General features: G+C 59.5%; 13 protein-coding genes and 1 pseudogene. 8 read left to right on the top strand and 6 right to left on the bottom strand.

The genetic code is table 11. From position 1 onward, the window contains the following. Positions 1-23 precede the first annotated feature (23 nt). Positions 24-1,064 carry an Ldh family oxidoreductase gene (locus FBY01_RS11715; RefSeq protein WP_083376650.1) on the top strand — a complete coding sequence of 347 codons (1,041 nt, stop codon included), beginning with the start codon at positions 24-26 and terminating at the stop codon, positions 1,062-1,064. Positions 1,065-1,160: 96 nt separating this feature from the next. On the opposite strand, the gene FBY01_RS11720 is transcribed toward FBY01_RS11715, so the two are convergent. Further along, entirely contained in the window at positions 1,161-1,478 is a 318-nt protein-coding gene (locus tag FBY01_RS11720) for a YqjD family protein (protein ID WP_010460652.1), read from the bottom strand. A 164-nt stretch (positions 1,479-1,642) separates the two neighbouring features. Between FBY01_RS11720 and FBY01_RS11725 the strand changes: the two genes are divergently transcribed. Further along, entirely contained in the window at positions 1,643-1,894 is a 252-nt protein-coding gene (locus tag FBY01_RS11725; RefSeq protein ID WP_010460650.1) for a hypothetical protein, read from the top strand. Between the two features lie 9 nt (positions 1,895-1,903). Here the strand turns inward: FBY01_RS11725 and FBY01_RS11730 are convergent, their stop codons facing one another. Then, the gene (locus FBY01_RS11730) at positions 1,904-2,812 is read right to left on the bottom strand and encodes a LysR family transcriptional regulator (protein ID WP_145307759.1); all 909 of its coding nucleotides are present in this window, start codon (positions 2,810-2,812) and stop codon (positions 1,904-1,906) included. An 85-nt stretch (positions 2,813-2,897) separates the two neighbouring features. On the opposite strand from FBY01_RS11730, the gene FBY01_RS11735 reads away from it, so the two are divergent. Next, on the top strand, positions 2,898-3,821 hold the full coding sequence (locus FBY01_RS11735; RefSeq protein WP_145307757.1) for a carbon-nitrogen hydrolase family protein: 924 nt from the start codon (positions 2,898-2,900) through the stop codon (positions 3,819-3,821). A 149-nt stretch (positions 3,822-3,970) separates the two neighbouring features. Here FBY01_RS11735 and FBY01_RS11740 read toward each other — a convergent pair. The 3 genes and pseudogenes from FBY01_RS11740 to FBY01_RS11750 all read right to left on the bottom strand — a co-directional run. Next, positions 3,971-4,192: pseudogene (locus FBY01_RS11740) on the bottom strand (LEA type 2 family protein); the annotation flags it as partial. Between the two features lie 44 nt (positions 4,193-4,236). Beyond that, positions 4,237-4,470: a hypothetical protein gene (locus tag FBY01_RS11745; protein WP_145307755.1), complete on the bottom strand. Its 234-nt coding sequence runs from the start codon at positions 4,468-4,470 to the stop codon at positions 4,237-4,239. An 87-nt stretch (positions 4,471-4,557) separates the two neighbouring features. After that, positions 4,558-5,055, bottom strand: coding sequence for a BCAM0308 family protein (locus FBY01_RS11750; protein WP_010460640.1), 498 nt, complete (start codon positions 5,053-5,055; stop codon positions 4,558-4,560). A 318-nt stretch (positions 5,056-5,373) separates the two neighbouring features. On the opposite strand from FBY01_RS11750, the gene groL reads away from it, so the two are divergent. Continuing rightward, positions 5,374-6,990 carry a chaperonin GroEL gene (groL, locus tag FBY01_RS11755; RefSeq protein ID WP_145307753.1) on the top strand — a complete coding sequence of 539 codons (1,617 nt, stop codon included), beginning with the start codon at positions 5,374-5,376 and terminating at the stop codon, positions 6,988-6,990. Positions 6,991-7,010: 20 nt separating this feature from the next. Here groL and FBY01_RS11760 read toward each other — a convergent pair whose 3' ends face one another. Then, complete coding sequence (locus tag FBY01_RS11760; RefSeq protein ID WP_145307751.1) at positions 7,011-8,063, bottom strand: phosphotransferase; 1,053 nt, start codon at positions 8,061-8,063, stop codon at positions 7,011-7,013. A 259-nt stretch (positions 8,064-8,322) separates the two neighbouring features. Between FBY01_RS11760 and FBY01_RS11765 the strand changes: the two genes are divergently transcribed. The 4 genes from FBY01_RS11765 to FBY01_RS11780 are packed head-to-tail and all read left to right on the top strand — an operon-like array spanning position 8,323 to position 12,969. After that, the gene (locus FBY01_RS11765; protein WP_145307749.1) at positions 8,323-9,210 is read left to right on the top strand and encodes a universal stress protein; all 888 of its coding nucleotides are present in this window, start codon (positions 8,323-8,325) and stop codon (positions 9,208-9,210) included. A 32-nt stretch (positions 9,211-9,242) separates the two neighbouring features. After that, complete coding sequence (gene acsA, locus FBY01_RS11770; protein WP_145307747.1) at positions 9,243-11,006, top strand: acetate--CoA ligase; 1,764 nt, start codon at positions 9,243-9,245, stop codon at positions 11,004-11,006. After that, positions 11,003-11,986, top strand: coding sequence for a pyruvate dehydrogenase (acetyl-transferring) E1 component subunit alpha (gene pdhA, locus FBY01_RS11775; protein WP_145307745.1), 984 nt, complete (start codon positions 11,003-11,005; stop codon positions 11,984-11,986). Before acsA ends, pdhA begins: the two co-directional genes overlap by 4 nt. Next, the gene (locus tag FBY01_RS11780; protein WP_042932032.1) at positions 11,983-12,969 is read left to right on the top strand and encodes an alpha-ketoacid dehydrogenase subunit beta; all 987 of its coding nucleotides are present in this window, start codon (positions 11,983-11,985) and stop codon (positions 12,967-12,969) included. The genes pdhA and FBY01_RS11780 overlap by 4 nt, the downstream gene beginning before the upstream one ends. Positions 12,970-13,003: the final 34 nt, after the last annotated feature.

Genomic DNA, 13,003 nt, shown 5'->3' on the forward strand with positions numbered 1-13,003 from the left:
CAATAATAAAACTGGAGCTTCAGATGACCGCAACGCCCGAAGTGGCCGTCAGTTCGACCACCCCATCGCTCGATTTCGACGCGCTTGTTGTATTGCTTGAGCAAATTTTCCTGCGCCATGGCACCTCCGCCGATGTCGCCAAGACCCTGGCGTTGAACTGCGCCGGCGCTGAACGCGATGGCGCCCACAGCCATGGCGTGTTTCGTATTCCAGGTTATGTCTCGACACTCAAGAGCGGCTGGGTCAACGGCCAGGCCGTGCCCGTGGTCGAGGACGTCGCCTCGGGGTTTGTCCGGGTCGACGCGGCTAACGGTTTTGCCCAACCCGCGCTGGCGGCCGCCCGGGCTCTGCTGGTGGAAAAGGCCCGCAGCGCCGGGATTGCGGTGTTGGCGATCCGCAACTCCCATCATTTCGCGGCACTGTGGCCGGATGTCGAGCCGTTTGCCTATGAAGGGCTGGTGGCGCTGAGCGTAGTGAACAGCATGACGTGCGTGGTGCCCCACGGCGCCGACCGGCCGCTGTTCGGCACCAACCCGATCGCCTTCGCCGCACCCCGGGCTGACGGTGAGCCGATTGTCTTTGACCTGGCCACCAGCGCCATCGCCCATGGCGATGTGCAGATTGCCGCGCAAAAAGGTGAACGCTTGCCGGCAGGCATGGGCGTGGACAGCCTTGGCCAGCCGACTGAGGATCCGAAGGCGATTCTGGAGGGGGGCGCGCTGCTGCCGTTTGGTGGGCACAAGGGTTCAGCGCTGTCGATGATGGTCGAATTGTTGGCGGCGGCCCTGACCGGCGGCAATTTCTCCTTCGAGTTCGACTGGAAGAACCATCCGGGAGCCAAAACGCCATGGACCGGCCAACTGCTGATCGTGATCGATCCGAGCAAGGCTGCCGGGCAGAATTTCGCCGAACGCAGCCAGGAACTGGTGCGTCAGATGCACAGCGTAGGGCTCAAGCGCCTGCCGGGTGATCGACGTCACCACCAGCGAGCTCAGTCCAACGCTCAAGGCATTCAGCTGAACGCTCAGACGCTGGCAAACCTGCGAGAACTGGCAGGGCTCTGAAACTTTTTTTTGTAGGAGCCAGGCTTGCCGGCGAAGGCGATTTCAAATACGCCTTCGCCGGCAAGCCTGGGTCCTGCAGTTTCGATGTGTTTCTGTTTAACGGCGGCCCAGCAGCAACCCGACCACCAGGCCGAACCCGGCGGAGATGGCCACGGTTTGCCATGGATGGCCACCGATGTAGGTCTCCGTCGCGTCGACCACCGGTTTGGTGCGGTCACGAACACTGGTGACCGAGTCCCGGGCCTGCTGGAGTTTCTGAGAGATTTGCCCGCGAAGGGTCTCGGCTTCCTCACCCACCAGAGAAGCGCTGCTTTTGAGCAGTTTTTCCGATTCTTCGATCAGTGCCTGAAGTTCGCTGAATGCCTGATCCTTGATCTGGTCTTCGGCGGTTTGTGCGGCGGTTTTCCGGGCCATTGGGTACTCCTTGCAGGTAAATGGGCAGTGAACAATGGAGTCTGCGGCAACTGAAAAAGTTGCAGCGACTTTGCGTATTGACTGTACGCCAAGGAAAAATCCCGAGTCGGATATTTCGTCCTACAGTGTAAGATGTCGCCTATTTTACGCAGCAGGTAACTCCCATGAGCTTCAATCTGGCCGACAAACCCCTGGCTGAGCGCGCAGCGCTTGAAGATGAGAAATCCCGTCTGTTCGACCTCTGGCAAAGCAACCTTGGCAAATCCAAGGGCGAGGCCGCGCGGTTGTTTGGCGAACGCGCCAAGCGCAAAGGCAAATGGGCTGAATGGGTTCGTGCCGAACTTGATGCCATGTCGCCCCCGGAGTTCGCCAATATGGTGCGCAGTGAAGTGAATCGCTTGATGGCCGCCAAGTAAGGCCTGCCTTCACGCAAAACTCGCGACAATGGCCTCGCGCACTTTCAACACCACCGGATCGAGCTGCGTGCTGGTGCGCCAGCCCAGTTCGATCGGGTAGCGCGGTAACGCCAAAGGGCAGGGCAGCAGCGCCAGACCGCAGAGCGTCGCGATGCTTTGAGCGGCGTGGGCCGGAATGGTCGCCACCGTCTGACTGCCCTTGAGCAAGTGTGGCAACGCCGCAAAGTGGGTGGTCGAGGCGCATACCCGCCGACTCAGCCCCAGCGCCGCCAACCCCTCATCGGTGATCCCGATAAAGCCGCCGGACGACACCAGAATGTGCTCGCGGGCGACGAACTCCTCAAGCGTGAGAGTCTGTTGCCCCGGGGCCAGGCTGAGCGGATCCACCAGGCACGAATAACTGCCTTCACCCAGCACCTGACGACTGAGCAACCGCTCGCTGAACCCGCCCGCGGTGATCGCCAGATCAATGCTGCGTTCCATCAATGCCTGGGCGACGATCTGGCTGTGGGTTTGCCGAAAGATCAGGCGCAACTTCGGCGCGCTGCGCGCAATGGCCTCGATCAATCGCCGGCCGTAGGCCACCTCGAAATCATCCGATAACCCCACCGTGACCGAGCGCCCGTCGTAATGATTGGCCGCCGGATCGACCATTGCCAGGCTCTGACGGCATTTGTTCAGCGCATCGCTCACCACCGGTTTTAACTGATTGGCCTTGAGCGTCGGTGCCAGGCCACGGCCGGTGCGCACGAACAATTGATCGCCATACAGCTCGCGCAGTCGCCGCAACGCCGCGCTGACGGCCGATTGCGTCACGCCCAGGCGCAACGCCGCACGGCTGGCGCTGGACTCTTCATGCAGCGCTTCGAAAACTTTGAGCAGATTGAGGTCAACAGTGGCGATATTCATTTGGCTCATATCATTCAGCAGTGAGTCGGGCTTTATTCATGATCCCGTGGCGCATGAGAATGGGCAACACCTCAACGCTTTCGGAGAGATCGCCATGCCAAAATCCATTGTCGCAGCGTTACAAATCGGCGCCTTGCCCGGCGGCAAGACCGAGACCCTGGAACAGATTCTTGCCTGGGAAAACGCGATTATCGAATCCGGCGCCGCGCTGGTGGTGATGCCCGAAGCGTTGCTCGGGGGTTATCCCAAAGGCGAGACGTTCGGCACTCAGCTGGGCTACCGACTGCCGGAAGGTCGCGAAGCGTTTGCCCGCTATTTTGCCAACGCCATCGACGTGCCCGGGGCCGAAACCGACGCCCTGGCCGGGTTGTCGGCGCGCACCGGGGCCAACCTGGTCATCGGCGTGATCGAGCGCGCCGGGAGCACGTTGCATTGCACGGCGCTGTATTTCGATCCGCAGGCCGGCCTGGTCGCCAAGCACCGCAAACTGATGCCCACGGGCATTGAGCGATTGATCTGGGGCAAGGGCGATGGCTCGACGTTGCCGGTGATCGACAGCCAGGTCGGGCGAATCGGCGCGGTGGTGTGCTGGGAAAACATGATGCCGTTGCTGCGCACCGCGATGTACGCCAAAGGCATCGAGGTCTGGTGCGCGCCGACCGTGGATGAGCGCGAGATGTGGCAGGTCAGCATGCGCCACATCGCCCATGAAGGCCGTTGTTTTGTGGTCAGCGCTTGCCAGGTTCAGGATTCACCGCAAGCCCTGGGCGTGGAGATTGCCAACTGGCCGGCGGATCGGCCGCTGATTGCGGGCGGCAGTGTGATCGTCGGGCCCATGGGCGACATTCTGGCGGGGCCGTTGCGTGACGGGGCCGGGTTGCTCACCGCCGAAATCGACACCGACGACCTGGTCCGCGCGCGTTATGACTACGACGTGGTCGGTCACTACGCGCGCCCGGATGTGTTCGAGTTGAGCGTCGACGAGCGCGCCAGGCCCGGCGTCCGTTTCACCGCATAACCGTCACTGGTTGAACAGCATCATCCCTGTAGGAGCGAGCCTGCTCGCGAATGCGGTGTGTCGGAAAACCGTGTATTGACTGACACTCCGTCTTCGCGAGCAGGCTCGCTCCCACAGGGGATATTCATTGTCGGTATGACCGAGTTCCGGGCTGTCGACCTCGGCAAGCGCAGTTTTCCGGTGTCGACGAAGCGCACCGTTCCAAACAAGCCGCCCGCCAGTTTGCCGCGTAACACGTAGGGAAGATTATTCAGTGTCTGCGTCTGGCTCAGCCCCAACGTCTGGCGTAACACCGAGTACGCCGAAACGCTCAGCACGGTTTCGGAAAAGCGTGCAATCGAGCCCGATTGATCGCTGACGCCGGACGCCATGCCACGGCTGGCCACGCTGCTGACCCAACAGCATTCACGTGCTGTCATCGGTTGTTCTTGTCCCTGGTTTGCAACCATTCCTGCCAGGCTTGTCGGTATTTTTCATCCGCCCGTTTTTTTGCGTCAGAAAACTTATGGATGGTCTGCGCCGAAACGGGCTCGTTCAAAAATGCGTAGGCTTGATCGTTCAAACGGTCGGCTTCAAAAAACAACGCCCTGCTATGGCTGATCGATTTAAGGTTGGTTGCATTCGGCGAGGCTGATTCATTGATGGCCATGGTCGTACTCCTTCTGGAAGCACAAGAAGGTGAGCTGGGTGTCCTGATCCCCCTCAACTTTCCATATTGAGACAACCGCGCCCGGTTCTATTCGTCACGTGTCCAGTTGACGCTCAAGCCATACTTATCATCGCCGTACCGGTAATCAGAGTTCCCTTTGAACGCGGCTTCCAGTGCATGGCCCAGGCGATTCGCGAGATGGATGCCGGTCGTGGTCACGATTAGAGCAGCCGCTGAGTCGGTAAGGCCGATGATGCGCTCCAGGGCATGCTCGGCTTTTTCCTTTTTTTCGGTGTTTTTGATCAGGTTGATGATTTCATTTCGATGCTTGAGCAAGAAGCTGCCCGATAACGTGAGCGTCCCCGCTGGCATGTTGTCATCGATGCGTCGGCAGGCTGGGCACGTCACTGTTTGCGCATCATGAATGACCGTGTTTTCAGGGTGTTTCCAAGTCCAGTTCCCGGCTTGATAGACCGCGTCACACTGCGGGCAGATGGCTGAACCTTCAACCCGCTGCGAGCAATAGGGGTCATGAGTGGATGTTTTGAACAGCTTGCTTTTTTGACTCTGCTGAAACTTGTCCATGGCTTTTCTCCTCGCGCATCAAATGGGAAAAGATCTCACCTGTAACCGTGAAACCGTGACTGAAAAACAGATCCCTTCTCCTTTCAGCCTGCTGAACACACACCTTCATTTGGACTCTGTTTCTTGCTGCGCGAATTGATCTTTGTCAATTCCGGGACGTGAACTGACAGTCGGTCATCCCGACGGTGCGCGCATTGTTTGGGCCGTCTGGGGCGCGGTGGCGTTGTGAGTTTGTTGATAAAAGTCAACGTCGCCCGGGCCAGTTCATAGAAGCTGCCAAAACGCACTTGTTGTAAAACTGGCCAGGAGAACACCCTGATGGCTCACACTAAAATCGTGTTTCGTGCTGCAGCCCGCGAGAAAATTCTGAGTGGCGCCACACAGTTGGCAGACGCCGTGCGAGTGACGTTGGGGCCAAAATCAAAATCGGTACTGATCCAGAGTAAATGGGGCAATCCGACGGTCTGCAATGATGGCGTCACGATCGCCAAACGCATTGACTTGCTCGACCCCGAGGAAAACCTGGGCGCGCAAATGCTGCGTCAGGCGGCCGAACGCACAGGCGATGCGGTAGGGGACGGGACCAGTACGTCAACGGTGCTGGCCCATGCAATCCTGGCCGATGGCATCCGTAACGTCGTCGCGGGCGCCAGTGCAATCGACCTCAAGCGCGGCCTGGATCGCGGGCTGTTGTTGGTCGTCGAATCCCTGGCCGCCCAGTCGCGTCCGGTCAGCACCCCCAAGGAAAAGGCCCAGGTCGCCACGCTGTCGGCGCATAACGATGCCGTCATCGGTCAGCTGGTGGCAGACGCCCTGGAAAAGGTCGGCGTTGAAGGCGTCGTCAGTGTCGAGGAATCCAAGACCACCGAAACAGTGGTCGAAGTCATGGAAGGCATGCGGTTTGACCGGGGTTATGTCTCACCCTATTTCGTCACCGATGCCGAGAAGATGCAGGTCGAACTCGATGATGCCTACTTGCTGCTCTGTGACCATAAGATCGGTGCACTCAAAGACTTGCTGCCCTTGCTTGAACTCGTGGCTAAAAGCGGGCAACCACTGGTTTTGATCGCGGACGATATCGAGGGTGAGGCGTTGACCACGCTAGTCGTCAACCAGATACGCGGTGTTCTGCGAGCGGTGGCGATCAAGGCTCCGGGCTTTGGTGATCGGCGCAAGGAAATGCTGCAGGACATGGCCGTTCTGACAGGGGCAACGGTGGTTTCCAGCGAACTGGGCGTCACTCTGGAACAGGTGGAACTGAACCAGTTGGGACGTGCACATCGAGTCGTGGTGCAAAAAGACAGCACGGCGCTGATAGGGGGCGCCGGTACGCGCGAGGCCATCGAGGCGCGTTTGCAGCAGATCCGTGCGCAACTAGACAGTACCACCAGCGATTACGACCGTGAAAAGCTTCAGGAACGACTGGCAAGGCTGTCTGGCGGTGTTGCGGTGATCCGGGTCGGGGCGCCTTCCGAAGCTGAAATGAAGGCGCGCAAGGATGCGCTGGATGATGCCATCTCAGCGACCCGGGCGGCGATCGCCGAAGGCATTGTGCCGGGGGGTGGTCTTGCGTTGCTCAAGGCCGTCCCGATTATCGCGGCCGAAGAGGCCCGATATGAGGGCGATGCCAGGACCGGCCTGCAGATTCTTCGCCGGGCGCTGGAAGCTCCGGCCAGACTCATCGCTGAAAATTCGGCGGTGGATGCCGGCGTCGTGGTTGCGCGCATGCTCGCCGAACCTGGGAACATTGGCTTCGATGCGTCTGCCAATTGCTATGTCGACATGTACGAAGCCGGCATCATTGACCCGACCAAAGTGGTGCGTATTGCCCTCGAAAATGCTGTTTCAGTCGCCAGTATCTTGCTGCTGACCGAGGCGACCATGACGGATATTCCGGAAAAGGAATCACCAGCCCAGGCCCCTTTCCCTGAATGAAACGCCCATCGTGGGTAACGTCATGTATAGGAGACCGCCTTAGACATCGCCAGGTGATTGAGAATCGGGTTTTCGCCGTGCAAGTAACTCAGTGCCTGGTGCATCAACTGGACAGCTTTTTCTTTTTTCTCGTATCGCTTGGCCGGATCGGCATGACGTAGCGCTGCACCCGCAAGGGAGAAGCTGCGCGTGGCAGCCCGCAAAGAAAGGAAAAACGCCAAGGGTTTGCAGTCTTCCTGCACATCACTGTGGTTGAGGTAACTGGACAACAGCCGAGCACCTAACCTGTTCAGGCCATGGTGTTGCAGGTCCATCAGCACAAAAGCCAGGTCGTAGAGCACATCGATGCAGGCAAGCCGCTCACTGAACTCGATGCCATCGAAGAGGGTGGGCTGACCGTCGAGCAGGCAGATATTGGCCAAGCGCATATCACCATGGCAACGGCGAACGCGGCCCTCACGGCGGCGATCTTCGAGGCAGCCGGTCAACGACTCCAACAGGGTCCGGGAGGTATGAGCAATCGCGGTGACTGTCGCGAAATCGAGGATGGGTGGGTAGCGAGACATTTCCCGATGGTTTTTCTCGATTTCTTCATACAGGTCCGGGATGTGACCGTAAGAAGGAGTAATGGGTGCATTGGCATGAAAGCGGGCGATCTCAGCCCCCAACTGTTCCATCATCGGTTCAGTCAGACGTCCTTCAACGGCCATACGGTCAAACAGCCGATCCTGAGCGAAGCGGCGCATCACCACGAGCCAGTCAACCGCTGGTCCGCAACCGTTGAGCGCCAACTGGCCATTCGCCTGGCGATTGATCGGACACAGGCTCAAATACAGCGTCGGCGCAGTCCGTCGATTGAGCAGTAACTCTGCCTCACAGGCGTTTTTGCGGCTTTCCAGGCTGAGGAAATCCAGCTCGGCAAACGCCACGGCGCGTTTGAGTTTGTAGGCGCGGTTGGCATGCAGAAAAATCACCGAACCATGGGTCTCGATACGCTCCACGGGTTGGTTTGACGTGCCGTAGCTGGACGGCCTGGAGAGAAAGGCTATGACTTCGTCTTGCAGGGTGTGCATTCTCGCCTCCACGTCGTCTGCGGACTTTTCGGCAGTGTGAAGAAGGGAAGGCCCGCTCCGATTGATATTGATCAAGTACGGTGGAATGAAAGGCTGCTCCTCTTATGGGGGCTCACGCCGGTAGTTGATATTTATCAACGTCAGGCACTTTCCAGCGGAGCAACCTGAATCAGCGCTGGTGCTTGGTCCGGCGTGGACGCAACGGCTGAGCCCTACGAGGCCAACGGCAGGCGTTGAACCCTCTGCCTGGAGTCAGACCATGAGCCAGTATCAACAACTGTTACTCATCCTCCACCTGGCCCTGCGCCATTCTCCGGCAATCGACCATGCAGCAGCGCTCGCCAGGGCCAGCGGTGCACGTTTGCATATTGCGACGTTGATTCCTGCGTTGAAACTGTTGTCGCTGCTCGAAGAAGGCGACCGGGAAAAGGCTCGGGAGCGTTACCTGCAGGACCATCACGATTGGCTGGAGGACCAGTCCAAACTTCTGCGTGGCAGAGGGATCGAGGTGACCACCGAGGTGGCGTGGGCTGATGACATGGAGCAAGACATCCTGGATCACGTCAAGGAATTGCAGCCCGACCTGTTGATTAAGGAAATCCAGCAAGAATCAGCGCTTAAGCGCACGTTTTTCACCCCGCTGGACTGGCACTTGCTGCGCCACTGTCCGGTACCGGTTTATCTGGTGGGCGAGGCTCGCCATGTCCTGCCGCGCAGGATTGTGGCGGCGGTTGATGCTTCGGCGGGTGGGCCTGAGAACAGTGAGTTGAATGACCGCATTATCCACCAGGCTTCCAGCCTCGCCATACAGTGTGATGCCGAGTTGCACCTGCTGTATGCCTATGACATTACGGAAGACTACCTGGAGGAATTGGGCGGTGGCTTGAAACTGTCGGAGCTGACCAAGGGGCTGCGCAAAGAGCTGGAACAATCGTTTCTGAAACTCGCCGGTCGGTACGGTGTGCCTGCTAACCGTCGACATTTCATTCTGGGACATCCCGTTTCGGCGCTGAGCGAGTTCGCCAACAAGCACAACGTGGATGTGATCGTGATGGGCAGAGTCCAGTACCACGGGGTGGAGAAACTGCTGGGCAGCACGACCGAACATATTCTGTATCAGGCGCCCTGCAGTGTCCTGGCGGTCTAGGGACGGACCGAAGACGACTCAAGGTGGCAATCATGCATCCAGCGATCATTAAGAAAACCCTGGCCAACTTGCCGTTAGCGCCGAATTGGCTCGATAGCGTGCAAGCTCGGGAGTCCTTTTCCTGGCAGGTGGAAGCCAATGCGCTGGCCGGTTTGCCGGGCGGCGGTTTGAACCTGGCGTATGAGGCCGTGGATCGCCATGCGCAGGGTGCGCATCGACGGCATACGGCATTGCGCATTCTTGATCGCAACGGGGGGAGTTGCGACATCAGTTACGCCCAACTGAGCATCCTGACCAACCGGTTTGCCAATGTATTGCAAAAGCTGGGCGTGATGCCCGGCGAGCGACTATTTGTACTCTGTGGCCGAGGGCTGGAACTTTATCTGGGGGTGCTCGGTGGCCTGAAACTCGGTTGCGTGGTGTCGCCATTGTTCTGTGCGTTCGGCCCGGAGCCCATCGAAACCCGTATGCGTCTTGGCGAAGGCAGTGTGTTACTGACCAGCGAAACCCTCTACCGGCGCAAGGTCGCGGCCATACGCGAGCGTTTGCCGGCCCTCAAACATGTGCTGCTGTATGACGAAAACGGTGGCGATACGGCGCAGATCGAGGGGACGCTCAATCTGCATCAACTGCTGGCGCAGGCAGAGGAAGCCTTCACCGTTGCCAATACGACGGCCGACAGCCCGGCACTTTTACACTTCACCAGCGGCACGACAGGCACTCCGAAAGGCGTGTTGCATGCCCATGGCGCGGCGCTGACCCATCGCGTCACCGGGAAATACGCCTTGGACTTGCACCCCGAAGATGTCTATTGGTGCAGCGCCGATCCGGGTTGGGTGACCGGTACTTCCTATGGGATCTTTGCCCCGTTGTTGCTGGGCGTCACCAGTGTGGTCGAGGGCAATGAATTCGATGCCGAGCGTTGGTACCGGATACTTGAGAAGCAACAGGTGACGGTCTGGTATACCGCCCCGACGGCCATTCGCCTGCTGATGAAAGCGGGGGCGGAGTTGGCGCGCGGCCATCGTTTTCCGAGTCTGCGGTTTATTGCCAGCGTCGGCGAGCCGCTTAATCCCGAGGCTGTCTGGTGGGGCAAAGAGGTGCTTGGGCTGCCGATCCACGACAATTGGTGGCAGACCGAAACCGGCGGCATCATGATTGCCAACACGGTTGCCATGCCCATCAAACCAGGCTCCATGGGTAAGCCGCTGCCGGGTGTCGAGGCGGCCATCGTCGTTCGAGGAGAAGAGGGCGGACTGGCGTTTCTGGGTGACAACGAGGTCGGTGACCTTGCCTTGAAACAGCCATGGCCTGCCATGTTCCGTACCTACCTGGGGCAGGAGGAGCGTTATCGTCACTGCTTTGTCGGTGAGTGGTACCTGAGCGGCGATCTCGTGCGTCGCGATGCCGATGGTTACTACTGGTTCATTGGTCGCAGCGACGATGTCATCAAGTCGGCGGGTCACCTGATCGGTCCGTTCGAAGTTGAAAGCTCCCTCATGGAACATCCGGCCGTAGCCGAGGCCGCGGTGATCGGCAAGCCCGACCCGCTGTTGGGTGAAACCGTGAAAGCCTTTGTTTCACTCAAGCGTGGTTTCACTGCCAGCCAGGCCCTGCACGACGAGTTGCTCGGTCATGGACGCAAGCGCCTCGGGGCGGTCGTTGCGCCCAAGGAACTGGAATTTGTGGAAGTGCTTCCGCACACCCGTAGCGGAAAACTCATGCGGCGTCTGCTCAAGGCCCGGGAACTGGGTTTGCCTGAAGGCGACACGTCCAGCATGGAGAGTCCGCCATGAGCCTCCCACCGCGGTCCCAGGACATTGCTCTCGAGCTGCTGCGGGACATGGTGCGTATCCGTCGTCTTGAGGAGCGCGCTGGCGAGTTGTACGGGGAGGGCAAGATTCGTGGCTTTCTGCACCTGTACATCGGTGAAGAAGCGGTCGCAGTCGGCGTTCTGCATGCACTGGCGGCCAACGATGCGGTGGTCGCGACGTATCGCGAACATGGCCACGCCCTGATCAAGGGCGTCACCATGAAAGCAATCATGGCCGAAATGTATGGGCACCAGGAAGGCTGCTCGCGAGGGCGCGGCGGCTCAATGCACCTGTTTGATGCCACGACACGATTCTTCGGGGGCAATGCCATTGTCGCGGGTGGCTTGCCACTGACAGTCGGCCTGGCGCTCGCTGAACGTATGCAAGGTGGAGCGCGTCTTTCAGCCTGTTTTTTTGGTGAAGGCGCGATGGCGGAAGGGGCTTTCCATGAGTCCATCAACCTGGCCGCATTGTGGCAACTGCCGATGCTGTTTTGCTGTGAAAACAACCTCTATGCGATGGGGACTGCCCTGGACCGTTCGCAGTCGCAAACGGACCTGTGTGCGAAAGCGTCGGCCTACAAAGTCGATACCCGGTCCGTCGATGGCATGGACGTGATCGCGGTGTATGAAGCCGCTCGTGATGCGGTTGAACACATCCGTGCGGGGCGTGGGCCTTTTTTTCTGGAGTTCCGCACCTATCGGTTTCGTGCCCATTCGATGTTCGACCCACAGCTGTATCGTGACAAGGACGAGGTGGAGCAATGGAAGACCCATGGGCCGATCCATACGTACAGTGCACAGCTTAAGGCCGAGGGCCTTTTGGACGAACCCGGATTTCTGGCGATCCTCGCCCAGGTGGACGCTGAAGTGGAAGCCGCCGTTACTTATGCCGAAAGCGGTAGCCTGGAGCCGCTCGAGGATCTGTTTCGCGATGTCTACACCCCAAGGGCGGCGCCATGAGCATTCGTATGAGCTATCGCGAGGCGCTGCGCGAGGCAATACGTGAGGCGCTGCAGCGGGACCCACGGGTATTCCTGATGGGCGAAGACGTCGGTCGCTACGGTGGCAGTTATGCCGTGTCCCTGGGATTGCTTGAGGCGTTCGGCCCCGAACGCATTCGAGACGCGCCATTGTCCGAGCTGGGTTTCGTGGGAGCCGGTATAGGGGCGGCTTTGGGGGGCATGCGGCCGATTGTCGAAATCATGACCGTGAACTTCAGTCTGCTCGCCCTCGATCCGTTGATGAATACGGCTGCTGCCTTGAGGCACATGTCCGGTGGACAGTTCTCCGTGCCCCTGGTTGTGCGCATGGCGACAGGCGCCGGACGCCAGCTTGCGGCGCAACACTCGCACAGCCTGGAGGGCTGGTACGCCCATATTCCCGGGCTGAAAATCCTGGCGCCGGCGACCATCGAAGATGCACGCGGCATGCTCTGGCCAGCGCTGCTGGATCCGGACCCGGTGCTGATATTCGAACACGCCCAGCTCTACAACCTGGAGGGTGATGCGGGCGAGTGGGAGACGGTGGACATCAGCTCCGCCAAGGTCCGCCGAACCGGCAAGGACCTGACCCTGATCACTTACGGCGGCACACTCGGCAAGACCTTGGAGGCTGCGCAGGTACTGGCCGGGGAGGGCATTGATTGCGAAGTCATCGACCTGCGTGTCCTGCGCCCTCTGGATGACAAGACTTTGATGGCTTCTGTCTGCAAGACCCGTCGGGCCCTGGTGGTCGATGAGGGATGGCGCAGCGGCAGTCTATCCGCCGAGATCATTACACGGATCATAGAACAAGGCTTTTTCGAGCTGGATGCACCGCCGGCACGGGTGTGCAGCGCCGAAGTGCCGATACCTTATCCCCGGCATCTGGAAGAGGCGGCCCTGCCACAAGTGTCGACGATCGTCGCGGCCGCTCATGAACTGTGCCGGGGGACATCAGGGTGAGCGCGATGACGTGGCGTACTCAAGTATCAGGCCA

It is taken from the genome of Pseudomonas sp. SJZ077 (assembly GCF_007993905.1).
Taxonomy (GTDB): domain Bacteria; phylum Pseudomonadota; class Gammaproteobacteria; order Pseudomonadales; family Pseudomonadaceae; genus Aquipseudomonas; species Aquipseudomonas mandelii.

What these genes read in the sequence shown, in the direction of transcription:
- FBY01_RS11715 (WP_083376650.1), top strand. Translation starts at nt 24, where the DNA reads ATGACCGCAACGCCCGAAGTGGCCGTCAGTTCGACCACCCCATCGCTC.
- FBY01_RS11720 (WP_010460652.1), bottom strand. Translation starts at nt 1,478, where the DNA reads ATGGCCCGGAAAACCGCCGCACAAACCGCCGAAGACCAGATCAAGGAT.
- FBY01_RS11725 (WP_010460650.1), top strand. Translation starts at nt 1,643, where the DNA reads ATGAGCTTCAATCTGGCCGACAAACCCCTGGCTGAGCGCGCAGCGCTT.
- FBY01_RS11730 (WP_145307759.1), bottom strand. Translation starts at nt 2,812, where the DNA reads ATGAGCCAAATGAATATCGCCACTGTTGACCTCAATCTGCTCAAAGTT.
- FBY01_RS11735 (WP_145307757.1), top strand. Translation starts at nt 2,898, where the DNA reads ATGCCAAAATCCATTGTCGCAGCGTTACAAATCGGCGCCTTGCCCGGC.
- FBY01_RS11745 (WP_145307755.1), bottom strand. Translation starts at nt 4,470, where the DNA reads ATGGCCATCAATGAATCAGCCTCGCCGAATGCAACCAACCTTAAATCG.
- FBY01_RS11750 (WP_010460640.1), bottom strand. Translation starts at nt 5,055, where the DNA reads ATGGACAAGTTTCAGCAGAGTCAAAAAAGCAAGCTGTTCAAAACATCC.
- groL (WP_145307753.1), top strand. Translation starts at nt 5,374, where the DNA reads ATGGCTCACACTAAAATCGTGTTTCGTGCTGCAGCCCGCGAGAAAATT.
- FBY01_RS11760 (WP_145307751.1), bottom strand. Translation starts at nt 8,063, where the DNA reads ATGCACACCCTGCAAGACGAAGTCATAGCCTTTCTCTCCAGGCCGTCC.
- FBY01_RS11765 (WP_145307749.1), top strand. Translation starts at nt 8,323, where the DNA reads ATGAGCCAGTATCAACAACTGTTACTCATCCTCCACCTGGCCCTGCGC.
- acsA (WP_145307747.1), top strand. Translation starts at nt 9,243, where the DNA reads ATGCATCCAGCGATCATTAAGAAAACCCTGGCCAACTTGCCGTTAGCG.
- pdhA (WP_145307745.1), top strand. Translation starts at nt 11,003, where the DNA reads ATGAGCCTCCCACCGCGGTCCCAGGACATTGCTCTCGAGCTGCTGCGG.
- FBY01_RS11780 (WP_042932032.1), top strand. Translation starts at nt 11,983, where the DNA reads ATGAGCATTCGTATGAGCTATCGCGAGGCGCTGCGCGAGGCAATACGT.